This is a genomic window from Vreelandella sp. DA03-1M (assembly GCF_055725665.1).
The window spans coordinates 205359-228546 of record NZ_CM146798.1 but is presented as its reverse complement, the minus strand read 5'-3'; the positions used below and the strand labels follow the sequence as shown (position 1 = coordinate 228546).

The window sequence follows — 23188 nt, the reverse complement described above, 5'->3', positions numbered from 1 at the left end:
TTGAGATTAACCAGTTAGCGCCAGCGTTTGAAAGGCGTTATAGGCTGCCACCACCGTTGCCATTTGCGCCGCATGAGCCTGCACAAACGCTTCGCCAGTTAAGGTCTCGTCGGGGTATTCGGTAATCAACATTAGCGGCGTTAATTGATCGGCGTCTTCGGAGATTAGGTAGGGGAAGCCATTCAACATCGGGAAGGTTAACGCTCCCGCATGGGTCTCAAATAACGCAATTTGCGCAGCATTAAACTCGACTAGCCCAGGCACTTGCGCAAGCTGGTGGGTAACGGCTTCCACCAATTGCTCAGCCGCCGTTTCCCAACCCGGCTGATGGCGGAGAATCAAAAAGAAACCCTTTGGAATCGTCCACATCTCAAAGCCACGGGGTACGTAGCCGTTCAGCGGTCGTGTCCACTCGTGGGCGGGGTAACCGTGAAGATTGACATGCAGCCCGGCGCCGCTGGTCGCGAATGCCTGTTCACGGATGGCGTGCTCAAACGGTTGGCCTAGCGGCTGACTCTGCAGGTCATTACCAAAAGCCGTATAGCGCGCAGCGTGGTGCATGTGGCGCGGTTGAGTGGCGACAAGTCGGCTCTGCAGCGCGTAGCCGTCGGGGTTCTCTAAAGGAGAAATAACATAGTGTGCCTGAGGCTGCTCACTTAGCGCTTGCGCCGCGCGCAGTGCTCCAACGACGCCGGATGTTTCGTTGGCGTGCTGCCCCGCACTGATGATGACGGCGCGATCGCTACCCTCCACATAGCGAGCTTCCAGCACTCTGCCCGCTCGGGTGGTGGCATACAGCGACTGGCCACCAAGCGCCGCCAATAACTGCTTAATCTGATCAGTGCCGATAGCCTGCTGGGCAGAGCCCAGCTCGACCTGGTCACGCTGCGCTTGAAACGTATCTAAAGGGCGCAGGCTGGCTTTCAAATAGGCGCTTTCCCCCTGAGTGGATACCTCCGGCACAATCTGCCCCGGCTGAATCGAGCGGTCACCCAGCGCTAAGCCCGCGCGGTGCTGGAAATACTCCAGGGTAGAAAAATAGAGCTCTTCATGGAGCGCCTCAGCAAGGCTGATATGTTCGTCATCCCAGGCTAAGCGGCGGTCACTGCTCGGCAAATGTACCGTAAAATTGAGTTCTTCAAAGTAAGGCGATGCTGGCTGCCAAGGGGTTGAAGAGAGCGTTGCCATCGCGGCTTGAAACAGCGCTTCATAGTCGGTCTCGACGATTGTTGCACTGACGTCGCCCTGAGGCGAGGTCAGCCGCAGCCAGCCACAGGGCGAAAATTGCGCCTCGCCCACATGGTCCTGATGATGACGATTGGGCGCTTCAACGAGATATGTTTCCTGGCTACCCGAGCTACGCTCCACTTGAACGCGATAATGGATAGGTTTGGCGATAGCTGTGGTTTCAATGCCCTCCCAGCGTAGTGATACGCCTTGCGGAAGGAGCCCAGCTAGCGGATAAGCCTCAAGCAAAAAACGTCGCGGTGCGTTCGCCAGCACGGGGTACTCAATCACCAACGATTGCAGCGACGCCCAAGAAAACTCTTCTAAAAAGAAATGTACCAGTGGTTTATAGGCACTGCGCAAGCGTGCGCTAATGCCAGCGGCATTGAATGCAGCTTCCGTCGCTTGTCGTTCGGCTTCATCATCAAACACCCACGCCTCCAGTTGGAAGCCTTGATAAGCAGGTGTGGCATACTCATCAAGCAAAGCGCGAGTGGTACGTGGAAACGAGCGCTCTAACAATATCTCGATAGCAGGGTCGTTGGTCATAAGGAAGTGCGTCCAGTGGGATCCAGGGCATCACGTAGCCAGTCGCCCAGCAGGTTCAGCCCCAATACGGTTAACAGAATAGCCAAGCCGGGGAATACGCTTACCCACCACGCCGTTTGCAGGTAGGTTCGCCCTTCAGCCAGCATGCCGCCCCAACTTGGAATCACCGGATCCACGCCCAAGCCTAAAAAGGTCAGGCTGCTCTCCAGCAGAATATTATTGGCCACATTGAGGGTCATCAGCACAATGACGGGGCCAATCAGATTCGGCAGCAGATGCTGGAACAGAATACGAATATCTTTTACCCCAATCGCTTTGGCCGCCAGAATAAATTCGCGGTCGCGCAGCGATAGCACAGAGCCGCGTACCAAGCGCGCGTACTGCACCCACTGGGAGATAATCAACAGAATAATCATATTGGTTAACCCGCCACCAATCACAGCGATAAAGGTAATCGCTAACAGGATAAAGGGCAGCGCGAGTTGCACGTCGGCAAAGCGCATCACGATCATATCCAGGAATCCACCGTAGTAGCCGGATACCAACCCCATAATGATCCCGATCACCACCGCCCCAAGGGCTGAGTAGACCCCGACTTTTAGCGAGATTTCACCTCCAATAATCACCCGCGCCAGCACGTCCCGGCCTAACGGGTCTGTACCTAGTGGAAAGCCAGGCTCTACCAGCGGCGGCGTTAAACGGTAGGCTAAGTTAAGCTCTGAACCTCCTCCGGGAAACAGCCAGCCGGAGAAGATCACCGCTAAACCGATACCGCCAACGAGCAGCACGCCAAGGATAAACTCAAGGTTCTTAAAGCGTTTCAATTTGTCGGTTTTAATAGCTGCGGTCATGGTTATTCCTTGCGCACCCTGGGGTCGACCAGGCCATAGGCGATATCAACGAGAAGGTTGATAGAGATGATCATTAACGAGAGCACGGTGATAACGCCTTGTAAGACAGGGTAGTCCCGGGCCGATACGGCTTCGAAGGCCAAGGTGCCTAATCCCGGCCAGTTAAAGACGCGCTCGACAACCACGATGCCGCCCAGCAGCCCACCGAACTGCAAACCAAAATAGGTGATCAGCGGAATGGAGCAGTTCCGCAGCGCATGCTTGTAGAGCACGACCGTGTTGGAAAGGCCTTTTGCCCTCGCCACCATGATGTATTGAGAGCGGAGAGTATCCAACATAGTGGTTCGTACTAGGCGCACATTGGTGGCGGTTAAAATGATCCCCATCGTCGTCGCAGGCATAATGAAGCTGGAGAAGCCCTCCATGCCACTGGGCGGCAGCAGATTAAAAGTGATGGAGAGCAACAGCACCAGCATGATGGCCAGCCAGAAGTTAGGAAAAGAGAGGCCGATCAGGGAAAAAATCCTGATAATCTGGTCGGGCCACCTTCCTCGCGATACCGCTGCCTTGATTCCCAGCGGTATCGATACCACGATAGACACAAACAGCGAGGCGAAAGCCAGCGCCAAGGTCGCGGGCAGAGCGCGACCGATCAGGTCACTCACCGGGGTCCCGCCCATAAAGCTGCGCCCGAAATCGCCCACCACCAGCCCCTTCAGGAAACCGATGTACTGGGCCAGAAAGGACTGATTCAACCCCAAGGCCTCACGAATCCTTTCCAGATCCGCCTCGGTAATACTCCCCGCCCCTTGTGCCAGCATGACCGCCGGATCACCGGTTAACCTGATCGCAAAAGAGACGATCAACGTCACGGCGATTACCACAAAGACGGCCTGCAGTATTCGATAAAGAAGAAATTTTGCCACTATGTCCCCAAGCCCGTAACGCTTACATGAAGCTTTTGTGAAGTGTCAGTGTGAAGAACCGGCCACCCTTTCAAGCAGCCGGATGACGTACGTTTATTCACTAACGTCCACGTTGCTTAACCGCATACGATTATCCGGGGCAGGCTCAAAATTCTCTACCCGGTCACTGACGCCGTAAAGGGCATTGATGCTATAGAGCGGCATTTCCAAAGCGCGATCCTGGGTGTACTGCGCAATCGCCTGGAGCAGCGTTTCACGCTCTTCCTGATCAGTAATGCTGCGCTGGGCTTCGAGCATTTCATCTAACTCAGCGTCGCTGTCATAAGGATTCCAGCGCTCACCAGTGTGGTACATCAGGTAAGCAGTATTATCGAAGTCAAAGGTCCAGCCGCCCCACTTCTGCTGGAACATCTCACCCGTGCGGCCTGCCGGAATAATGTCGTTCAGTAGCACATTGGTTTCATAGGGCTGGATCGAAGCGGTTATACCCACCCCTTGTAGGTAAGACGCCACTACCTGGGCCACCTCACCAAAGGTGGCATCGTTGCCACGCACATCTATCTGTACCGTTGCGCCTTGTTCGACGCCCGCTTCATCCAGCAGTGCGCGAGCCTGCTGCGGATCATACGGCAGGGGCTCCATATCAGGGTCGTTACCGAAGGACTGGGCACCCTGGAAGCTGGCGATCATTTCACCCTCGCCAGCCAGGATGGAGTCGATAATCGCCTGGCGATCCACGGCCATGATCATGGCTTTACGCACGCGTTCGTCGGCGGTAATACCTGATTGGGTGTTGAAGCGAATCGCTTCCACCGTCGGCGAAGCCACGCTGACGATGCTGGCCCCGTCATGGTTATTGATCGTGTCGATCATGCCAATAGGAATCGTCGGCGGAATAACGATATCGACCCGTCCAGCTTGCAGCTCAGCCACGGCGGTGGAAGGCTCGGAGATAAAGCGGTAAGTCACTTCATCCAGCTTCGGCGCGCCGTCCCAGTGGTCAGCAAAGGCCTCAAGCTGAACGTCTTCACGGGGGTTATATTCCACTACTTTAAAAGGCCCAGTGCCTACCGGATGGGTATTGAAGTGTTCATCCCCATGCTCGGTCAGGTACTCCGGTGGCACAATCATCGCCCCGTAGCCTGCTAGCTTGGTGAGCAGTACGGGATCAGGTTCATTCAGGTGGAAGTCGACAGTGTAGTCATCGATGACTTCCACGCTTTCAATCGCCGTATAGTTGGAGCGCTGGGGTCCCTGACCGCCCTCCTCGCCTAATAAGCGATCAAAGGTGAACTTTACCGCTTCAGCATTGAAGGGTTCGTCATTATGGAAGGTAACGCCTTCACGCAGAGTGAAACGGATACGGGTACCATCATCTAGTTCTTCCCACTCGGTGGCTAGGCCAGGCACCAGTTCTAAATCAGGTCCACGATAGGTCAAACCATCGAAAATATTGGTGGCGACCGATGCCCAATTCACCAAAAAAGTATCGATGGGATCCCAACTACCGGGGTCCTGGGGTGAAGCAATCGTTAACGATCCAGCTTGCGCAGAGGCAGAGAAGGCAACGCTCAGGGCCATGCCCGCGATTGCGCCATTAAGAACGCATTTGTTTTTTTTCATGGGATCACTCCTGTTTTAATATCATCGGGAAACCAACTATGACGCCAAACGCTCAGCATTACCTTCTTCCTGGGCAACGAAATGGCCAGTAGCCACCTGCACTAATGGCAAATGTTCTGGCTCATCACCGACCTTGCGGATGGGGCTAAGAATATCGCCCTGCAGAAGCACACGCTCCCGCCGCTGAGTAGGGTCAGCCACTGGCACTGCGCTCAACAGTTTGCGGGTATAAGAGTGCTGAGGCGAATCAAACACAGCTCGGCGCTCGCCTAACTCAACGACTTGGCCAAGGTGCAATACCGCCACGCGGTGGCTCATCTTTTCCACCACCGCCATGTCATGGCTAATGAACAAATAGGCTAAGCCTTCGTCTTGCTGCAACTCCATGAGCAGATGAATGATCTGCGCCTGGATGGAAACATCTAAGGCAGATAGCGCCTCATCAGCAATGATCAACTTAGGCTTAGAAGCCAGAGCGCGGGCAATACAGACACGCTGGCGCTGGCCGCCTGAAAACTCATGGGGATAGCGCTCAGCCTGATCAGCTCTCAAACCAACGCGCTCAAGTAACTGGTTAACGCGTTGACGTATTGCTTTAACACCGTGCAATAAACCGTGCGTATGGATGGGTTCGGCTATCGAAAAGCCGACGGTTTTTCGTGGATCCAAGGAGGCAAAAGGGTCTTGAAAAATGTACTGCACTTCTTGTCGCAAGCGCATCCTTTCTGCCCGCGACATATCGGCTACGGCTTTGCCACCAAAGCGTATTGTGCCGCTAGTGCTTTCCTGCAACTGCTGAATGGTGCGCCCGATGGTCGACTTGCCGGAACCAGACTCCCCTACCAGCGCGAGCGTCTCTCCTGGAAAAATGGTAAAGCTGACATCTTCCACCGCGTGGACGCGATGGCTAATACCCCCAAAGAACCCTTTACGGATATCGAAACGGGTGACTAAATTTTCTACCTCTACCACCGGAGCTGCATCGATTCTAGCCGTATCTTGCTGACGGCTTTCACCCAGGGTGCGCGCAACATTTCCATCCAGCACCACCAATGGATCCATGCGGGGAAGGGCTTCGCCCTGCATGCTGCCAAGTTTAGGCACCGCCGCTAACAGTGCTTGGGTATAGGGATGTTGGGGGCGGGCAAAAATCTCCTCCACCGAGGCTTCCTCGACCTTTTCACCATGGCGCATGACTACTACTTGGTCGGCCATCTCCGCCACCACCCCCATATCGTGGGTAATGAAAATGACGGCCATCCCCAACTCCTGCTGCAGATCACGCATGATGGTAAGAATCTGCGCCTGAATGGTGACATCCAACGCGGTGGTGGGCTCATCGGCGACCAGCACTTTTGGTCGGCAGGCTAGCGCCATCGCTATCATCACTCGTTGGCGCATGCCACCAGAGAGTTGGTGAGGATAGCGTTTTAATAGCGCTTCAGCATCGGCGAGGCGCACCAGTTTCAAAAGTTTTACTGCTTCAACGCGAGCCGCTTCTTTAGTGAGCTTTTCATGCAACACCAGCACTTCGGTAATTTGATCGCCGATTGTGTAGACGGGATTAAGTGAGGTCATCGGCTCTTGGAAGATCATGGCGATATCCTTGCCACGTATCTTGCGCATTGCCTTGTCGGAAAGCTTAGTCAGATCCTGCGTTTGATCGCCATTGGCGCCATCCCAAAAATGGATGGTGCCATCGGTAATCTCAGCATTCATGTATTCCACTAGGCGCATGATGGCAAGTGATGTCACTGATTTACCTGAGCCGGACTCACCGACAATGGCCGTTGTTTTGCCAGGATGAACATCGAAACTCAGATTTTTGACAACGCTATTGGAGCCAAAATTGACGCTCAGCGAACGAACCGATAGCGCAGGTGGTGTTGTCACAACTTGTTATACTCCTTCCTATTGGACAGCGAATAGGCTCAGCGCTTTTATACCGACCCTCATTAAAAACGCTTTCAGTCCAGAGATTTTTTAAAACTTTAGTCGTGTGTTGCAGATCACTTAAAACTACTTATCCTGACAAGTATTTGTCAACTCATCAATTTTAAGCTATTGCTAATTTAGCTTCTGAAAGGCGTGGTAGGCTTTCGCAGGCACAAAAAAGCTCCCGAGCGGGGAGCTTTTGTCATTTTCACTAGTTTTATTGTGCAGCGACGCTTTTACCCCACCCGGTGCTGCTTGAGCACGGTAAGGCTTCGTTCTTCTTCGCTTAATGCTTCTGTGCTTTGCGTTTGCAAAGGCGCTTGGCGGGTGCCGACTAGCACATACCACTCTGCCTCTGAAAGGTAGATTTGGCACCAGCGGCCAAGTTCGGCGGCGCTCTCCTCGCGGCTAGAATCACCGCAGCGGTAGTCGTTCGCCAGATGGAGCAGATCTTGACGCGCGGTACGCGCACGGGCATTGCCCCCGTGTACTTTTACCAGCGGGCAGCGTCGGTCATAGGCGGCGTTGGTTAACGCATTAAGCCAACGCTCCAATTCATGTGCCTGAATTCCACCATACACTGCCACGCTTGAGCTCCCTGCCCGTTGAAAGGGCAATAGCCTGCCCGATTTAGGGGCCGCTGTCACGGTTAACCTTTATCCTTATTTAAATGTAGTTCCAGGCCGTTTTATAGCGCCTGTTTAAAACCTTGTAACACGTTGACTACATTGACACCGATTTCATCTACCGCATAGCCCCCTTCCATCAGAAACACACAGGGCAAACCCGCTTGCGCCAAACGTTCACCTAACAGAGTGAAGTCCGCGCTGGTAAAAGTGAAGGCACTTATCGGGTCGCCCTCAAAGATATCGACCCCTAGCGATACGATTAAACACTCGCACTCAGCGGCTTTCATCTGCGCCAACGCCTGCTCCAGTGTGGCCATCCATGTGTTAACGCTGGTACCCGGCGGTAACGGGTAATTAATATTAAAGCCCTCGCCCTTACCTTCGCCGCTTTCATCAGCGTAGCCCAAGTAATACGGAAAGGTTACCTCAGGGTCTCCGTGTAATGAGATAAACAGTACATCGTCACGCTTGTAGAAAATCTGCTGGGTACCATTGCCGTGGTGAAAATCGACGTCAAGGATGGCGACCCGGCGCTTGCCTGCATCCAGCGCTCGCTGGGCGGCAATGGCGGCGTTATTAAAAAAGCAGTACCCGCCGAACTGATCAAACGCAGCATGGTGGCCTGGCGGACGACACAGGCCAAAACTGGGTTCGCCGGTTTGTAGCGTATGCTCTACCGCACCTAACGCCACGTCTTTACTCGCCATCGCGGCTTCAAAGGTGCCTTCTGAAATGGACGTTTCTGCCGCCAGTGCATAATAGCCTAGCTGGCCGCTAACGGATTGCGGAATGCGGTCACCGCGCATGGTTCGGGCGGGCCAAATATTGGGAATCGCCTCACCTTCATGCCCAGCCGCTTGCCACTCTTTCCAGCAGTTGGCTAGAAACGTCACATACTCTTGATCATGCACCGCTAGCACTGGTGCCAGCCCGTAGGCGGCGGGCGCTCGAATATCGCCAAGCCCAGAATGGCGGAGATGCTTTAGAACTAAATCCAGGCGTTCCGGGCACTCAAACGGGGTGACCAACGCGCCGTCATGTAGCTCTGTACGCGCTTGGCGTAAGCGGCTGCCCTCTGAATAAAACGTCAGCATTCCGGCTCCTTAATGGACATCTAACTGAACAGGCCACTGTTTGGCCCAGCGGCGTTTTTGACTCGGCGTTTGCTGCTTTAACTGATACTCAGCTCGGCTGGCAGCGGCGCGGTCTTCAAACGGCTCGGCGCCCAGCAGCGCAACGGGCGGATTCGCACGGGTATAACGTGCCCCTTTGCCTGTGCAGTGCGCTTGATAGCGCTTCGCTAGGTTATTGGTAATGCCCGCGTAGGTACCGCGTCGGCACTCCAGCAGATAAACATACCACTGATTTTCAGCAAGCTGGCTTTCGCTTGGCAAGCTAGTCACTCGTTTGTCTCGTAATAGGGAATTGAATCGGTCGATAGCGAGGCAATAAAGTTTTTCAAGGCCTCAATTGGCATTGGCTTCGCTAGCCCAAAACCTTGAAATATATCGCATTGGTAGGACATTAGGCGTAGATGCTGCTCTTCAGTCTCGACGCCTTCCGCTACCACCCTTAGCCCAAGGTGGTGAGCCATGGAAATAATGCCCTGCACGATGGCGGCATCATCGCCGCTATGGGTAAGCTCGCGGATAAAGCTACGATCTATTTTTACTGTGCTGATCGGCAGGAGTTTTAAATAGCTTAAGCTTGAAAATCCGGTGCCGAAATCATCGATCGATACGCTTATCTGCATACTCCGCAGCGCTTGAAGGGTATCAATCGCCGCTTCGGTATTATCCATCAGGATTCCTTCGGTCAGTTCTAAAGATAACTGTTCCGGCGGTAACCCAGTGTCTAACAACGTTTGACGCAGCGTGGTCAGAAAACTAGCACGGTTAAATTGAAGGGGTGATAGGTTAACAGCTACTTGAACGGGGCCCAACCCGCCTAGGGTTAACGCCTGCATATCTAAGCAAGCACGTTTAAGCACCCATTCACTAATCGGTATGATCTGGCCGGTGGCTTCAGCGAGCGGTATAAAACGTGATGGTGAAATCCAACCTTTACTCGGGTGTTGCCAGCGTAGCAAAGCCTCAACGCCCGCCAACTGACCACGCTGGTCGATCAATGGCTGATAATGTAGCTGGAAGGCCTCCCGCTCGATGGCTTCTTGCAACTCATTGCGTAACACCATCCGCTCGCTGACTGAGTCGGTAAAAGCCTCGGTAAACCACTCATAGGCGTTACGGCCCTGCTGCTTGGCTTTGTACATCGCCATATCGGCCTGCTGAATCAGCATTTGCGGCTGCAGGGTAGTGTCTTGACTGAGCGCAATACCAATACTGGCAGTGAGGTAAAGCTCTTGTCCGTCTAGGCAATAGGGTCGCGCCAATGTCGTTAGCATGCACTCTACACGTTCTACGATCTGCGCTTCTTCTGTGATATCGGTAAGCAGCATCACAAACTCATCGCCACCTAGCCGCGCCACTGTATCCTTTGGTCCTAAGGTAGCTTGCAGGCGCCTGGCCACCTCGATTAATACCCGATCCCCTACCGCATGGCCGAGATTATCGTTTATCGGTTTGAAATCATCCAAGTCAACAAATAGCACCGCTAATCGCTGTTCGCCCTGCTGTGAAAGAGTAAATTGCGCCAGTAGCTTATCTTCAAACAGCGCACGATTAGGTAATCGAGTTAAATCATCATGACTGGCGTGATAAGCCAGCCGCGCTTCGTACGCTTTATGCTTGGAGATATCGTGTTGAACGCCCACAAAATGTGTAACGCGCCCCTCTTGATCACGCACTGGAGAAATATACAAATCGTTCCAAAACGGCGTCCCATCTTTACGATAGTTGCACAGGGTCACGTGCACATCACGCTGTTCAGCCAAGTGACGACGCATTTTCGCCACAATGGCAGGATCGCTACCACTGCCCTGCAGAAACCGGCAGTTATGACCGATAACATCCTCCTGCGTATAGCCCGTCATGGTGGTAAACGCTTTGTTCGCATACAGGATGGGCATATTAGGCAGATTGGCATCAGCGATCAGCACCCCGTTAACACTGGCTTCAACACTGCGCTCCAAGGTGCGTAATTGTGTTTGCTGAGCACGGCTGATAGTCACGTCTTGAGCAATGCCGTAGATGCCGACAACGTTGTTATTGATGCTAATCGGCAGGGCAATCACATCTAAAAGATGGGACTCCCCGTTACGATCAAGAATAGAGAGATCAAAACGAGTAATCTTTTCCTGGATGGCAATCGCAAAATGCTGATCGACACGCTCTTTGTCGTCAGCATTAATAAAATGGGTGAAATGCTGATCTAGAATTTCGCTCTGCGTATAACCGGTGATGTTAACGCAACTCGCGTTAGCGGTAACAAAGCGGCCTTCGCTATCCAGTGAAAACACCGCATCAGGATGATAGGTAAAAAGCGAGCGATAGCGTTGTTCGCTCTCTGCCAGTGAAAGCTGCGCCGCTGTTAACTCTCTAGCGCGTGCGATGCCTACGCCCACCAACCCTAAACTAAATGCCAATAGCCAGCTGAGTAGCAGCCCTCCCATGGCAACGGTGACTGGCATAAAGCTCATCATATACCAATTATAATGAGCGCCCGGGTAGGCGTATAAGGTGAGGTTAATACCGCCTGGCAAGCCGGTATGCCGCGATGCCAACGCCATATCCGGCGTTAAAACGGGATCAGCACTAAACCCTGACGGGTGTAGTACGAGCAGCGGCTTCGTTGCACGATTAACACTGACCTGAAAAGGCCCTAGCGCCATTCGCAGCTCATTGTTAAGCAACTCTGCTATATCAAACGTCGAGAGCAACTGCTGCCCGCTGCTCTGATTAGAAATAGTCATCAATACCCGCTGAGGTTGGCTCGCATCAGGAATCATCAAGCGCGGCTGGCTGAGTGGAGCGTTCAACCAGTTATTTACTCGCGGCTTGGTGATTTGCTGTTGAAACCACGTTTCCTCATCTGCAGTGCGGGTGGTTGACCACATGAGCTGCCGCGCTTCATTGAGTAGCATGATAGCTTTTAAGCTGGGCATATCGCGCAGATAATTCTGAGCATCAGGCACCAACCAAGCCGCATCAACATCGCCTTCTGCTGCGTTCAATCGCTCGGCCATACGCTGCATCTGATGTAAACGGGCACGCGTTGCCTGCTCAGCATTGAGCTGTACATTATCCAGTAGATACATAGCCTGTTGTTGCGTGGCCGCATGCTGCTGCATGCTGAGTAGTAGCCACGCAAGGCTACTGATGGCGACGCCGGACAACGCAGCAACGATAGCCCAACGTCCTGGATTAAGAGGTGCTGGCTGTTTACGCCCCCCATTGGCAACCAGCGCACTTCCCAGCAGCACGGCAAAAACCACCACTGCCACGGGTGAAGATGAAAAAAGCGGTCTATCTGCCTCGATGCCACCCCATAAACGTGCAATGACTAAGCCTGAAAAGAGCCATAAAATAAGGCCCGTCGCCAGCCATAAACAGCGGCGGCGAAAGGTAGCGAACCCAATAAATAAACAGAGCGCCACCGCGAGTAGCATCACAGCGGCTATCGACGTAATACGCGGCTGTCCTGTTAACCATGAGCCTTCCTGCCCCCCGCCCATTGATTGTGCACCAGGGTATACAGCAGCATTGCCATCAATAAACATGCGCTGAGACGGCGTAGCCACAACCAATGTTGCAACGCTGCCAATAGCCCTATACCTAATAGAAGTGTTGCCACGGCTGCATCAGGCACCAGGGTCACCGCGAACACCGAGTACTGCGCGCCAATACCAAACATTAGCCCTGCCAAACCCATGAAGAGTAGCGCGGCAGCGACCATTAAAAGCAGCGTTTCCAACGCCAGATCACGGGTATTAATCGGCATGTGCTACGGAACTCCTACTTAGCACGACACTGATGGCTAACGTTCAAACGCGACGCTTTCCGACAGCGACTTTAACAGCGTGTACTGATGGTTAAGATAATCGGCATAGTCGTTAAGCGGACGATAGTCGATTAGAGAGCCATGACTATGTTCAATAGTGCGCGCCAGCTTTGGCTGAGCCAGCGCTTGCTCAAAGGCATTGGCCAGTATCGCTAATCTTTCGGGGGGAGTGTTCAACGGTGCAAAAACACCCCTGTCAGTGGTATTCACCAGCTCGATACCCTGCTCTAGTAGAGTGGGTACTGCTGGCAACGCGGTTAACCTAGTGTTACTTGCCACGCCCAACGGCGTGAGTGCATTGGTAGCGAACAATTCACTTGCTGAGGGCAGGTTAAGCATCGCAAAATCGATCTCACCAGCAAGTAATGCGGTCACTTGTGATCCAGTATCAGGGTACTGAATGAACACTATTTCTTGGGCATCAATACCCGTTTGCTGGAAAAAATGCAGCCAAAAAAAATGGTCAGTGGAGGTGGGGACTACGCCAAACGTTAACGGTTCAGCCTGCTCCGCGACTAACGCAGGAATATCACTGGCACGTTGAGCAGCGTGGCCGGGATAGGTAGCGGGTATGTTCACTGTTCGCGTGAGTAGTGCAACAGGCGCAAAGGCATGATGAGAATAAGCAGACAGCTCCGCAAAGTATGCAAGGTCGATGGTTTGGTGACTGCCTAGCAGTGTATGACCATCGGCCTCTGCATCTTTGACAGTTTGTGATCCACGCGTCGCACCACTGCCCGCAATATTAACGATATTGATCGCGGTATCTAGATAGGTTTGTGCTTCCACAGATATGTCACGAAACAGTACATCGGTGGCACCCCCAGGGCCAAAGGGTATGACTAGCGTAATGTCGGTGTCGGGAAAGGGATTATCTGCCAGCGTGGTAAAGCTCCAGATGCATAGCCATGTTCCCATCCACGCTGTAAGCGTCATTTTTAAGCGTTTGTTCAAGCCACCCTTTCCCCGGTGATGACTTGACGCTAACCCCTTTTTTGGGCTCATTTTTTTGCCTCATTCTTATTAGTGCTTCGCGCCTACTCACCACAACATAACTTTAATTTACGCCCACTGCCACATAAGCACGGTTCATTGCGGCCGGGTTTTAGTCGGGTAAGCGTGGGGGTGCCATTCACATACCACCAGCGCTGCTGCTCGTGCACGAACCGGGATACCTCTTCCAATACATGCCAGCGTTTCCGCCCATGCCCTCGTTCATAGAAAAATGCCCGAAAATGCACCTGACCACTCTCCGCAAGCGCTGGCTCGGCGCTCACAATCACCAGTCTCTTCCACTTGGTTTCAGGATCAGGCGCAAGCTCTGCGGGCCGTGTGGTGGGGTGCCACGTGGCCAACAGATAGTCGCTTAAGCCCAATGCAAAGGCCGAATAGCGCGAGCGCATTAGCGCTTCAGGCGTCGGCGCGACGCCACCTTGATGGTAACGGCCACAGCAGTTATCCAGCATTAATTCGCTATCACAGGGGCAACTTACATTAGTCGTTCGGGTCATAATAAGGCTCACTAGCTACACTCTACCTAGCCTAACCGATACGCCCTATGCGCGTCGCCCGACGTGTATCAGTTTTGTTTCGATATTCTCCCTGCATTAGGTATATAGTGGTGGGGCAACATATTCAGACGACGGAGTACGAATCACGATTGATCATTCTTTCCAAATTTTTTGGAGGTTCTCCTATGAAGGTATTTAAACCGGAATGGCAGTGCACGTTTAGCGTAAACGAAGGCGCGGAAGAATCAGCAACTTGGAAAGAGAAAATCGCGTGGCGGCTCAGGGGAGTTGCGGATCGACTGGAAGGCGGCGGGCGCACGGTAAAAATCGATTACCGCGTGACGCCAGCCGTTAGCCCACAGGAAGTGGACACTTGCTTAGGCAAGGGCTTCGAAGTAACTCAGCGCCTGTTGACGCAGTTAGCCCAACAGCAGGCGTGCGAAGATGTGATGCGCCATGCAAAAGCTGAGCTGTTTGAACAACATCCTCAGCACTGAAATGGTAACGCCAAACATCCCACCCCTTTAACCGGGTGGGATTTTTATTGGGTGACCATTAACTTCCTTCAGCAGGCCTTTCGAGCGCCTTACCCATTTTGGTTAGAAAATCCTCGCACGCTTCGAGCTGTTCAATATCGATATACTCATCGGGCTGATGCGCCTGGGCAATGCTGCCAGGACCGAGAATAATGGTTTGTAAGCCCTGGCCCTGGAACTGCCCTGCTTCTGTAGCGTAAGCCACCGCATGGTCGCAGCACCCTGCTGGCAAATGGTCTTTGGCTAAGCGAAGCACCTGGTCGTTATCGCGGTCGGCCAAGCCCGGCACTGTCACGTTTAGCGGCTCAGTGGTGATGTCAACGTGCTTACCTTTGGCCTTAAGTTCGCCGGTTAGCTGTTCACAAAACGTTTCAAAGCGCGCGTATATCTCATCGAAGGTGTCGGTCGGCAGGTGGCGAATTTCCCACTCGAACTGACACTCCCGCGCCATAATATTGATGGCCGTTCCGCCTTTGATTTTACCCACATGTAGGCTGGTGTGAGGCACGTTAAAGGCTTCATCAACTCGCCCCTCTTCGACCAACGCCGCCATGGTGTCTTCAATAAAGGTGACGAGCCTTGCCGCCACGTGAATGGCTGAGGTGCCTTGATTCACTTGGCTGCTATGAGCTTCCTGGCCAGTCACCGTAGTGCGCAGGTTGGTAGCGCCTTTCTGCGCGACCACAGGTTGCATACTGGTGGGCTCGCCAACAATCACATGGGCGGTGGTGGAGTAGTGCTCGTAAAAGCGTTTAATCAGGCTGGGCGCACCCACGCAGCCGATCTCTTCATCGTAAGAGAAGCCAAGATAAATGGGCTGCTGCAGAGGCGCTTTCGCCCAATTAGGCACCATCGACAAGACACAGGCGATAAAACCTTTCATATCGCAGGTACCCCGCCCGTAGAGCCGCCCATCATTACCGTCGCGCAGGGTAAAGGGATCGCTCGACCAAGGCTGCCCTGCCACCGGCACCACATCGGTATGCCCAGAAAGCATCACCCCACCTGGCGCGTCTGGGCCGACCCTGGCGATCAAATTGGCCTTGGTGCCGCAGGGGCTCATCACCCGCTCGGCGCTAACGCCAACCTCGGCCAAATAGCCTTCAATATACTCAATCAGCGCCAAATTGGATTCGCTGGAGGTGGTGTCAAAGGCAACCAGTTTTTCGAGTAGAGCGATAGCGTCAGGCATTATGTTCTCTTTCCAAAATAGCTTTTCAGCAACAGCTTTTTAAAAGTAGCTTACCGCTAACCCTAACACCCCTCAGACTCTTCGCCTACTCTGCCCGGCACGCCAGCTGTCATCTTGTATTCACCTTGCCTTCATCAAAACGTCACCGTCACTTTCTACTGTTCAGTGCATCCAAAAATCTTAACAACCGCACTGCATGCCTGACTGAGTTCGGACCCACAAGGAGCTGTTATGTCACGTTTTACACTGCACGCGCTTGCTGTTGGGGTGGCGACTGCCAGCCTAAGTCTATCCGCCCAGGCCGCCACGGAAATTAGCTGGTGGCACGCCATGGGCGGCCAGCTCGGTGAAATCCTTGAAGGCATCACCGAGGATTTTAACCAGTCCCAAGACGAGTACCAGGTCACGCCCAGCTACCGCGGCACCTATGCCGAAACCATGACCGGTGCCATTGCCGCTTTCCGTGCAAACGAACAGCCACATATCCTGCAGGTATTTGAAGTTGGTACCGGCACCATGATGAACGCCAAAGGCGCCATCTATCCGGTATATGAACTAATGGAAGAGCACGGTCGCGCTTTCAATAATGAGGCCTTCCTGCCCGCCGTGGTCGGTTATTACACCGATACCAATGGCAACATGCTCTCTTTCCCGTTCAACTCTTCTACGCCGATTATGTACTACAACCGCGACGTATTTGAGGAAGCGGGCCTCGATCCTGAACAGCCGCCCGAAACGTGGGAAGCGCTGGCAGAAGCCTCTCGTCAAATCGTCGAATCCGGGGCGGCTAGCTGCGGTTTCACGTCGTCTTGGCCTAGCTGGGTAATGCTGGAAAACTTCTCCGCCATGCATAACTCGCCGCTCGGCACATTGGAAAACGGTTTTGGCGGCATGGAAACCGAGCTAAATTTCAACAATGAGCTGGTCGCCCGTCATTGGGATAACCTACACGATTGGCAGGAAGAGAACATTTACCGCTGGGCTGGCCCCGGCACCGGCCCGGATTCCGAGCCGATGTTCTATTCTCAGGACTGTGCGATTTTCTTTGGCTCTTCTGCTTCCCGCGCCGATGTCGCCGCCAACTCAGAATTTGAAGTCGGCTTTGGCATGCAACCCTACTACGACGACGTAGAAGGCGCACCGCAGAACTCGATCATCGGTGGCGCTACGCTTTGGGCACTTCAAGGCCACAGCGATGATGAGTATGCAGCCGTTGCCGCTTTCTTTGAGTACCTCTCTCAGCCTGAAGTACAGGCAGAGTGGCATCAGCAAACAGGCTATTTGCCAATTACCCAAGCCGCTTGGGATTTGAGTGAAGAGCAAGGCTACTACGAAGAGAACCCCGGTGCGGATATTTCTCTGCAGCAAATGACGCTCAACGAGCCGACCGAGAACTCGAAAGGCCTTCGTTTTGGCAACTTCGTACAGATTCGCGACATCATTTCCGAAGAGATGGAAGCCGTGATGACCGGTGGTAAATCGGGTCAGGAAGCCGCAGACGACGCGGTAGAGCGCGGCAATGCGCTGCTGCGTGACTTTGAATCCGCCAACCAGTAAATAAGCACTTACTTCGCCGCCGACCCTCTTGGGTCGGCGGCGAAGTTATTTTGATAGGTTGAAGAGCTGCCCATGCAAACTAAACGCATGACGTTTCCGGGGCGATGGATGCCTTTTGCGCTATTGGCGCCCCAGGTGATTGTGACGCTGATCTTTTTTATCTGGCCGGCGGGCCAGGCGCTGTACCAATCGCTACTGCGTGAAGACGCTTTTGGGCTGCGCTCTACGTTTGTGGGCCTGGAAAACTTTGTCCGTCTATTTCGCGACGGTAGCTACCTCAACTCGATGTCGGTGACCGCCATATTCGCTGTTGGCACCACGCTGGTATCAATGTCGGTGGCGCTACTGCTGGGTAGCACTGTGAACCGGATGATTCGTTCACGCAGCACCTACACCACGCTCCTCGTTTGGCCCTACGCTATTGCGCCTGCGATTGCCGGTGTTTTGTGGTGGTTTATCTTCAACCCTTCCATCGGCATCGTGCCCTATATGCTGGAAATGGTCGGTTACCAGTGGAACCACCGAAACTCGGGGAGCGACGCCATGCTGCTGGTCATTCTTGCCGCAGCCTGGAAGCAGATCTCTTACAACTTTCTGTTCTTTTTGGCGGGTCTACAGTCTATTCCGCAATCGCTCATTGAGGCAGCCTCAATTGATGGCGCCAGCCCTATCAAGCGATTCTGGACGATCATTTTCCCACTGCTTTCGCCCACGACCTTCTTCTTGATGGTGGTTAACGTGGTATACGCCATGTTCGACACCTTCGGCATTATCCACGCCACTACCCAAGGCGGACCGGCTCAGTCGACCAATATCTTGGTGTACAAGGTCTACGCCGATGGCTTTGTAGGCCTCAATTTGGGTTCTTCCGCAGCTCAGTCGGTGATTCTCATGGTGATTGTAGTGGTGCTCACTGTGATTCAGTTCCGCTTTATTGAGCGGCGCGTGAACTATTAACAAACGTACTATTAAATCGGCCTCGTTGGAGTGTTGTCATGGTTGAAAATCGCCCATGGGCCAATTTTTTCGCCCATACCGTGTTAATCATCGGCGTCGCGCTGGTGGTCTTTCCGGTTTATATCGCCCTGGTGGCCTCGACCCAGGCGCCGGGTGAGTTAATGCGTGGCACCCTACCGCTGCTGCCCGGCAGCCATGGAATCGAAAACTATACCCAGATGTGGCAATCGGGCATATCGTCAGCGAACTCCCCGCCTGCCGCGCTGATGCTTTGGAACAGCTTTGTGATGGCCATGGCCATCACCGTGGGAAAGCTGTCCATTTCGCTACTTTCCGCCTTTGCGATTGTCTACTTCCGTTTCCGTTTTCGGATGTTCTTCTTCTGGCTGATCTTCGTCACCCTGATGTTGCCGGTTGAGGTGCGCATTATCCCCACCTTTCAGGTGGTCGCGGACCTTAATATGCTCAATAGCTTTGCCGGGCTGTCGATACCATTGATTGCCTCAGCCACCGCGACCTTTCTGTTCCGACAGTTCTTTATGACCATTCCCGAAGAGATGCTCGAAGCCGCCCGGGTGGACGGAGCCGGGCCGTTCAAATTCTTTAAAGACATCTTAATGCCGCTCTCCGTGACCAACATCGCCGCGCTGTTTGTGATCATGTTTATTTACGGCTGGAACCAGTATTTGTGGCCGCTGCTGATAACCACCGACCCCGACTACACCACCATCGTGATGGGCATCCAGCGAATGACCTCGGAAGAGAACCCGCAATGGCACCTGGTGATGGCCGCAGTGGTGATGGCAGCGCTGCCGCCGGTATTAGTGATTCTGTTTATGCAACGCCTATTTGTGAAGGGCCTGACCGAGACGGAGAAATAAGCATGGCCAGCATTACCTTGGAAGGGCTAAAGAAAACCTACGCAGGCAACGTGAACGCAGTGAAAGGCATCGACCTGCACATTGAAGATGGTGAATTCGTAGTGCTGGTAGGTCCTTCCGGCTGCGGAAAATCTACTCTGCTACGCATGGTGGCGGGGTTGGAAACCATCACGGAAGGCACGCTAAGAATCGGCGACCGGGTGGTGAATAAGCTCGAACCCGCCGAGCGCGATATCGCCATGGTGTTTCAGAACTATGCGCTCTACCCGCATATGACGGTGTACAACAACCTCGCCTATGGTCTGAAAAACCGCGGCTTCAAAAAAGACGAAATTGATAAGCGCGTTCAGGTCGCCGCCAAGATGCTGGAGATAGAGGATTTTCTGGATCGCAAACCGCGCAAGCTCTCAGGCGGTCAGCGCCAGCGGGTGGCCATGGGCCGCGCCCTGGTGCGCGAGCCTGCGGCTTTCCTGCTTGATGAGCCGCTTTCCAACCTGGATGCCAAACTGCGTGTGCAGATGCGCGTGGAGATCAAGCAACTACAGCGACGACTGAAAACCACCAGCCTCTATGTGACCCACGATCAGTTGGAAGCCATGACCCTGGGCGATCGCTTAGTGGTACTAAACGCCGGTCAGATTGAGCAAGTGGGCACACCCATGGAGATCTATTCCCGCCCCGCCACTATGTTCGTGGCAGGGTTTATCGGCTCCCCCGCCATGAACATGCTGCCGGTTGAGTACTTACATGCGCGGGGCGCTAACGGCCTGTTGGATAACCTGCCTGAAGGTACCGATATTGTCGGCATTCGCCCGGATGATATGCACTTAGCCCCGCCTGCTGACCCGCATTTAATCGTGGAATCAACCCTTGAGCTATTTGAAGCTGCCGGTGCCGAAAGCCACCTTTACGTGCGGCTTGCCGACAGCGACCAACCCACGGTGATTCGCGTGTCAGGCCAGCCGCCGGTCGCTGAAGGCGAAACCTTACAATTTTATGTGACCCGTGAAGCGCTGCATCCTTTCAACAGCGCCACGGGTAAACGCACGGGGGAGTGACAGCAGCTAACGAAAAAAGTAAGTCAACGGAGACATCATGCGCTACGTTTGAGATAACGAGTATCACTCGTTTTTGCTCAGTTTACCCTTTATCCGAGTAGCGTACGGGCGTTCCTCCATGAGTACTGAAGCTTCATGCCTTGACTCCCTTTACCGTGATCACTCCCGGCGCGTTCAGGCGACCCTGATTCGCCTGCTGGGAGATTTCGAACTAGCCGAAGAGGCCATGCAGGATGCGTTTGTCGCGGCTGTTCACCAGTGGCCTATTCACGGTGAACCCGATAACCCTAAGGCATGGTTAATCCGTACCGGTTATCACTGCGGGATAAATCAAATTCGTCAGCGCAGTACCGCACGCCGCAGAGCCCACTTGTTGTTACCTGACGAAGAGGCGCTGGATCTTGAGCCCGCCACTATTGAAGATGACGCGTTGCGGCTGCTGTTCACCTGCTGTCATCCAAGCCTCAGCATGGAAGCACGGATTGCCCTTACCCTACGTGAAATGTGCGGTTTGACCACCGAGCAGGTGGCCAGCGCGCTGTTGATGAAACCTACCACGCTGGCTCAGCGTATTGTGCGTGCCAAGCGCAAGATTCGCGATGCGCATATCCCCTATATTGTGCCTTCTCAAGAAGAGCTGCCCGAGCGCCTTCCCGATGTGCTCCAGGTTATCTATTTGGTTTTCAATGAAGGCTACTCCCGCAGCACCGGCACCAGCGTGGTGGACATCAGTTTGACCCGTGAAGCCATGCGACTGGGTAATGAATTGGCAAGGCTACTGCCCCACGGCGAAGTGTTTGGGCTGATGGCATTGATGCTGCTCAACGATGCTCGGCGCGATGCCCGTCAAAATAGCGCCGGTGAGCTGATCACCCTTGATGCTCAGGATAGGCGACTCTGGCACCAACGTGACATCCACACCGGCATTAAGTGGCTTGAACAGGCACTGGCACTCACCCCCGCTGGCTACTATACGCTTCAGGCTTCGATTGCCGCTGAACACGCCCAGGCTAGCATCGCTGAACGCACTGATTGGGGGCGTATCGTGAGGCTCTATGATGCCCTATGCCGACGCTTTCCATCGCCGATTCTGGCATTGAACCGTGCGGTGGCCATTGCCATGAACGGTGCTCCCGCGACCGGCCTGCAGTTACTCGACGACATCGCTCAGCATCCGCAAATATCCCGCTATCATTTGTTTCATGCTGCGAAAGCGGATTTGCTGCGTCGCCAGGGCCAGTATGAGGCCGCACGTAACGCCTATCAGCAAGCGTTACTATTGGCCACTCTGGAGCCAGAAAAACGGTTTTTGAACAGGCGATTGGCAGAGCTCGAAAATTCCCCATAAAAAAATGCTTAGGCTATGTCGATTCAAGACGATGCCAAACGACTAAAGAGAGTCACTACCCTGACCAACCAGGAGACTCCCCATGAAGTACGTTGCGCTGGTGTATTACCAAGAGCAGATTATCAACGCCATGAGCGAACAGGCATGGCAAGACCTCAATCATGAGTGTATCGCCGGGGTAGAGCGCTTGAGCACCAACGGCCACTACCTAGCCGGACAAGCGTTACAGCCAGTAGAAACCGCTACCACCGTGCGTGTACGCGATGGCGAGACGTTAATCTCCGATGGTCCCTTTGCGGAAACCAAGGAGCAGTTGGCCGGCTTCTACCTGCTCGAAGCCCACGACTTGAATGAGGCGCTGCAGCTGGCTAGCCGCATCCCACCAGCCCGGCTGGGCAGCATTGAGGTACGCCCCGTTCGAGAACTCTCCCCTAAAGCACAATAAAACAGTAATAGGAGAACAGCCATGAGCAAGCTTACACACCCTTATGTAGATGGTTTCGTCGCTGCCGTACCCAGCGCTAATAAAGATGCGTTTATTGAGCATGCCCGTGCCGCGGCCGTTGTATTCAAGGAGCACGGCGCACTGCGGATCGTGGAGTGCTGGGGAGACGATGTTCCCGAAGGGGAAGTGACCTCCTTTTCCATGGCGGTCAAACGCAAGGATGACGAAAGCATCATCTTTTCCTGGATAGAGTGGCCATCGCGGGCCGTCCGTGATGAAGGAATGGCCAAGGTCATGCAAGACCCGCGCTTGCAGATGGATGTTAATCCAATGCCGTTTGATGGCAAGCGACTCATTTTCGGTGGTTTTAAAAGTATCATTGATGAGGAGTGACAGGGCACCGGCCGACATAAAAGTTGGAAGCGCTATGCGTGAACCGCCGCCATGGCGCCTTCCAAGCCAATGTCCGACCGACTACCCGCCAACTGAATTTCGATAATCTTGTGCCAACCTACCCACCAGTAGCGGTTTCACTAAACGTTATTACTCATCCTCAAGATCCGCTATTAATGCTTTCATTTCTGCGATCTCTTCCCGCTGGGTCTCGATAATTGAGTCGGCGAGTTCACGTACGCGGGGATCGGTTATCTGAGCACGCTCACTGGTCAGAATGGCAATAGAGTGATGCGGAATCATCGCCTTCATATAGGAAACATCATCCACCGTCTGCTGGCTACGCACCAGCCACAGCGCCCCGGCAAAGACCACGATGCTGCCCACCAAAATAGCCAGGTTCACGCCCTTTTTGGAGTACATATCAAGCATGAAACCCAGCATGACCACTGCCATCGTGGCCCCCATGACAATAGCCATGTAAGTACGAGTTTCACTGAAAGTGACATGGTCTAGCTGGTAAGTGTTCAGGTACATCAACCCCAACATGATCACGGTCGCCGTCACGATCATAGCGCCGAAACGTAAATACATTTTCATCGCATTCCTCC

22 protein-coding genes are annotated in these 23188 nt (G+C 53.7%); 8 read left to right on the top strand and 14 right to left on the bottom strand.

Annotation, left to right across the window (positions count from 1 at the left end; genetic code table 11):
* Positions 1-6 precede the first annotated feature (6 nt).
* The 12 genes from ACXUPB_RS01075 to ACXUPB_RS01020 form a co-directional block, all read right to left on the bottom strand.
* Positions 7-1776 carry a M14 family metallopeptidase gene (locus tag ACXUPB_RS01075; protein ID WP_472954909.1) on the bottom strand — a complete coding sequence of 590 codons (1770 nt, stop codon included), beginning with the start codon at positions 1774-1776 and terminating at the stop codon, positions 7-9.
* Positions 1773-2627, bottom strand: a complete 855-nt coding sequence (locus tag ACXUPB_RS01070) for an ABC transporter permease (RefSeq protein ID WP_009287872.1) — start codon at positions 2625-2627, stop codon at positions 1773-1775. The genes ACXUPB_RS01075 and ACXUPB_RS01070 overlap by 4 nt, the downstream gene beginning before the upstream one ends.
* A 2-nt stretch (positions 2628-2629) precedes the next feature.
* Positions 2630-3553: an ABC transporter permease gene (locus tag ACXUPB_RS01065; protein WP_472954906.1), complete on the bottom strand. Its 924-nt coding sequence runs from the start codon at positions 3551-3553 to the stop codon at positions 2630-2632.
* A gap of 93 nt (positions 3554-3646) precedes the next feature.
* Complete coding sequence (locus tag ACXUPB_RS01060; RefSeq protein ID WP_472954904.1) at positions 3647-5176, bottom strand: ABC transporter substrate-binding protein; 1530 nt, start codon at positions 5174-5176, stop codon at positions 3647-3649.
* 36 nt (positions 5177-5212) lie between these two features.
* Positions 5213-7069, bottom strand: a complete 1857-nt coding sequence (locus ACXUPB_RS01055) for an ABC transporter ATP-binding protein (protein WP_472954903.1) — start codon at positions 7067-7069, stop codon at positions 5213-5215.
* Positions 7070-7347: 278 nt separating this feature from the next.
* Positions 7348-7698, bottom strand: a complete 351-nt coding sequence (locus ACXUPB_RS01050; RefSeq protein WP_472954901.1) for a hypothetical protein — start codon at positions 7696-7698, stop codon at positions 7348-7350.
* Between the two features lie 101 nt (positions 7699-7799).
* Complete coding sequence (locus tag ACXUPB_RS01045; protein ID WP_472954899.1) at positions 7800-8834, bottom strand: histone deacetylase family protein; 1035 nt, start codon at positions 8832-8834, stop codon at positions 7800-7802.
* 9 nt (positions 8835-8843) lie between these two features.
* Positions 8844-9143, bottom strand: coding sequence for a GIY-YIG nuclease family protein (locus tag ACXUPB_RS01040; RefSeq protein WP_235272444.1), 300 nt, complete (start codon positions 9141-9143; stop codon positions 8844-8846).
* A complete protein-coding gene (locus ACXUPB_RS01035; protein ID WP_472954898.1) occupies positions 9140-12373 on the bottom strand; it encodes a putative bifunctional diguanylate cyclase/phosphodiesterase in 3234 nt (1077 codons plus the stop codon). Before ACXUPB_RS01035 ends, ACXUPB_RS01040 begins: the two co-directional genes overlap by 4 nt.
* Positions 12343-12639, bottom strand: a complete 297-nt coding sequence (locus ACXUPB_RS01030; protein WP_472954897.1) for a hypothetical protein — start codon at positions 12637-12639, stop codon at positions 12343-12345. Before ACXUPB_RS01030 ends, ACXUPB_RS01035 begins: the two co-directional genes overlap by 31 nt.
* A 36-nt stretch (positions 12640-12675) precedes the next feature.
* Entirely contained in the window at positions 12676-13704 is a 1029-nt protein-coding gene (locus ACXUPB_RS01025) for a tripartite tricarboxylate transporter substrate binding protein (RefSeq protein ID WP_472954895.1), read from the bottom strand.
* Positions 13705-13736: 32 nt separating this feature from the next.
* Positions 13737-14210 (bottom strand): YchJ family protein, encoded by a 474-nt coding sequence (locus ACXUPB_RS01020; RefSeq protein WP_472954893.1) that lies wholly within the window; start codon positions 14208-14210, stop codon positions 13737-13739.
* Between the two features lie 185 nt (positions 14211-14395).
* Here ACXUPB_RS01020 and ACXUPB_RS01015 point away from each other — a divergent pair, with 185 nt between their 5' ends.
* The gene (locus tag ACXUPB_RS01015) at positions 14396-14707 is read left to right on the top strand and encodes a hypothetical protein (protein ID WP_008957053.1); all 312 of its coding nucleotides are present in this window, start codon (positions 14396-14398) and stop codon (positions 14705-14707) included.
* Between the two features lie 58 nt (positions 14708-14765).
* Here ACXUPB_RS01015 and argE read toward each other — a convergent pair whose 3' ends face one another.
* The gene (argE, locus tag ACXUPB_RS01010; protein ID WP_472954890.1) at positions 14766-15938 is read right to left on the bottom strand and encodes an acetylornithine deacetylase; all 1173 of its coding nucleotides are present in this window, start codon (positions 15936-15938) and stop codon (positions 14766-14768) included.
* Between the two features lie 231 nt (positions 15939-16169).
* Between argE and ugpB the strand changes: the two genes are divergently transcribed.
* The 7 genes from ugpB (at position 16170) to ACXUPB_RS00975 (ending at position 22577) form a co-directional block, all read left to right on the top strand.
* Positions 16170-17495 carry a sn-glycerol-3-phosphate ABC transporter substrate-binding protein UgpB gene (gene ugpB, locus ACXUPB_RS01005; RefSeq protein ID WP_472954888.1) on the top strand — a complete coding sequence of 442 codons (1326 nt, stop codon included), beginning with the start codon at positions 16170-16172 and terminating at the stop codon, positions 17493-17495.
* Positions 17496-17567: 72 nt separating this feature from the next.
* Entirely contained in the window at positions 17568-18452 is an 885-nt protein-coding gene (gene ugpA, locus ACXUPB_RS01000) for a sn-glycerol-3-phosphate ABC transporter permease UgpA (RefSeq protein ID WP_472954886.1), read from the top strand.
* 38 nt (positions 18453-18490) lie between these two features.
* Complete coding sequence (gene ugpE / locus ACXUPB_RS00995; protein ID WP_035565202.1) at positions 18491-19333, top strand: sn-glycerol-3-phosphate ABC transporter permease UgpE; 843 nt, start codon at positions 18491-18493, stop codon at positions 19331-19333.
* A 2-nt stretch (positions 19334-19335) separates the two neighbouring features.
* A complete protein-coding gene (locus tag ACXUPB_RS00990) occupies positions 19336-20391 on the top strand; it encodes a sn-glycerol-3-phosphate import ATP-binding protein UgpC (RefSeq protein WP_472956647.1) in 1056 nt (351 codons plus the stop codon).
* Between the two features lie 118 nt (positions 20392-20509).
* Complete coding sequence (locus tag ACXUPB_RS00985) at positions 20510-21739, top strand: RNA polymerase sigma factor (protein ID WP_472954883.1); 1230 nt, start codon at positions 20510-20512, stop codon at positions 21737-21739.
* An 82-nt stretch (positions 21740-21821) separates the two neighbouring features.
* A complete protein-coding gene (locus ACXUPB_RS00980; protein WP_336269165.1) occupies positions 21822-22184 on the top strand; it encodes a YciI family protein in 363 nt (120 codons plus the stop codon).
* A gap of 21 nt (positions 22185-22205) precedes the next feature.
* Entirely contained in the window at positions 22206-22577 is a 372-nt protein-coding gene (locus ACXUPB_RS00975; protein WP_008957045.1) for a DUF1428 domain-containing protein, read from the top strand.
* Positions 22578-22727: 150 nt separating this feature from the next.
* Here ACXUPB_RS00975 and ACXUPB_RS00970 read toward each other — a convergent pair whose 3' ends face one another.
* Positions 22728-23177, bottom strand: a complete 450-nt coding sequence (locus tag ACXUPB_RS00970) for a DUF305 domain-containing protein (RefSeq protein ID WP_035565191.1) — start codon at positions 23175-23177, stop codon at positions 22728-22730.
* Positions 23178-23188: the final 11 nt, after the last annotated feature.

Excerpts from the sequence above, each read along its gene's own strand:
- ACXUPB_RS01075 (WP_472954909.1), bottom strand. The coding sequence starts at position 1,776 with ATGACCAACGACCCTGCTATCGAGATATTGTTAGAGCGCTCGTTTCCA.
- ACXUPB_RS01070 (WP_009287872.1), bottom strand. The coding sequence starts at position 2,627 with ATGACCGCAGCTATTAAAACCGACAAATTGAAACGCTTTAAGAACCTT.
- ACXUPB_RS01060 (WP_472954904.1), bottom strand. The coding sequence starts at position 5,176 with ATGAAAAAAAACAAATGCGTTCTTAATGGCGCAATCGCGGGCATGGCC.
- ACXUPB_RS01045 (WP_472954899.1), bottom strand. The coding sequence starts at position 8,834 with ATGCTGACGTTTTATTCAGAGGGCAGCCGCTTACGCCAAGCGCGTACA.
- ACXUPB_RS01035 (WP_472954898.1), bottom strand. The coding sequence starts at position 12,373 with ATGGGCGGGGGGCAGGAAGGCTCATGGTTAACAGGACAGCCGCGTATT.
- ACXUPB_RS01030 (WP_472954897.1), bottom strand. The coding sequence starts at position 12,639 with ATGCCGATTAATACCCGTGATCTGGCGTTGGAAACGCTGCTTTTAATG.
- ACXUPB_RS01025 (WP_472954895.1), bottom strand. The coding sequence starts at position 13,704 with ATGAGCCCAAAAAAGGGGTTAGCGTCAAGTCATCACCGGGGAAAGGGT.
- ACXUPB_RS01020 (WP_472954893.1), bottom strand. The coding sequence starts at position 14,210 with ATGACCCGAACGACTAATGTAAGTTGCCCCTGTGATAGCGAATTAATG.
- ACXUPB_RS01015 (WP_008957053.1), top strand. The coding sequence starts at position 14,396 with ATGAAGGTATTTAAACCGGAATGGCAGTGCACGTTTAGCGTAAACGAA.
- argE (WP_472954890.1), bottom strand. The coding sequence starts at position 15,938 with ATGCCTGACGCTATCGCTCTACTCGAAAAACTGGTTGCCTTTGACACC.
- ugpB (WP_472954888.1), top strand. The coding sequence starts at position 16,170 with ATGTCACGTTTTACACTGCACGCGCTTGCTGTTGGGGTGGCGACTGCC.
- ugpA (WP_472954886.1), top strand. The coding sequence starts at position 17,568 with ATGCAAACTAAACGCATGACGTTTCCGGGGCGATGGATGCCTTTTGCG.
- ugpE (WP_035565202.1), top strand. The coding sequence starts at position 18,491 with ATGGTTGAAAATCGCCCATGGGCCAATTTTTTCGCCCATACCGTGTTA.
- ACXUPB_RS00990 (WP_472956647.1), top strand. The coding sequence starts at position 19,336 with ATGGCCAGCATTACCTTGGAAGGGCTAAAGAAAACCTACGCAGGCAAC.
- ACXUPB_RS00985 (WP_472954883.1), top strand. The coding sequence starts at position 20,510 with ATGAGTACTGAAGCTTCATGCCTTGACTCCCTTTACCGTGATCACTCC.
- ACXUPB_RS00980 (WP_336269165.1), top strand. The coding sequence starts at position 21,822 with ATGAAGTACGTTGCGCTGGTGTATTACCAAGAGCAGATTATCAACGCC.
- ACXUPB_RS00975 (WP_008957045.1), top strand. The coding sequence starts at position 22,206 with ATGAGCAAGCTTACACACCCTTATGTAGATGGTTTCGTCGCTGCCGTA.
- ACXUPB_RS00970 (WP_035565191.1), bottom strand. The coding sequence starts at position 23,177 with ATGAAAATGTATTTACGTTTCGGCGCTATGATCGTGACGGCGACCGTG.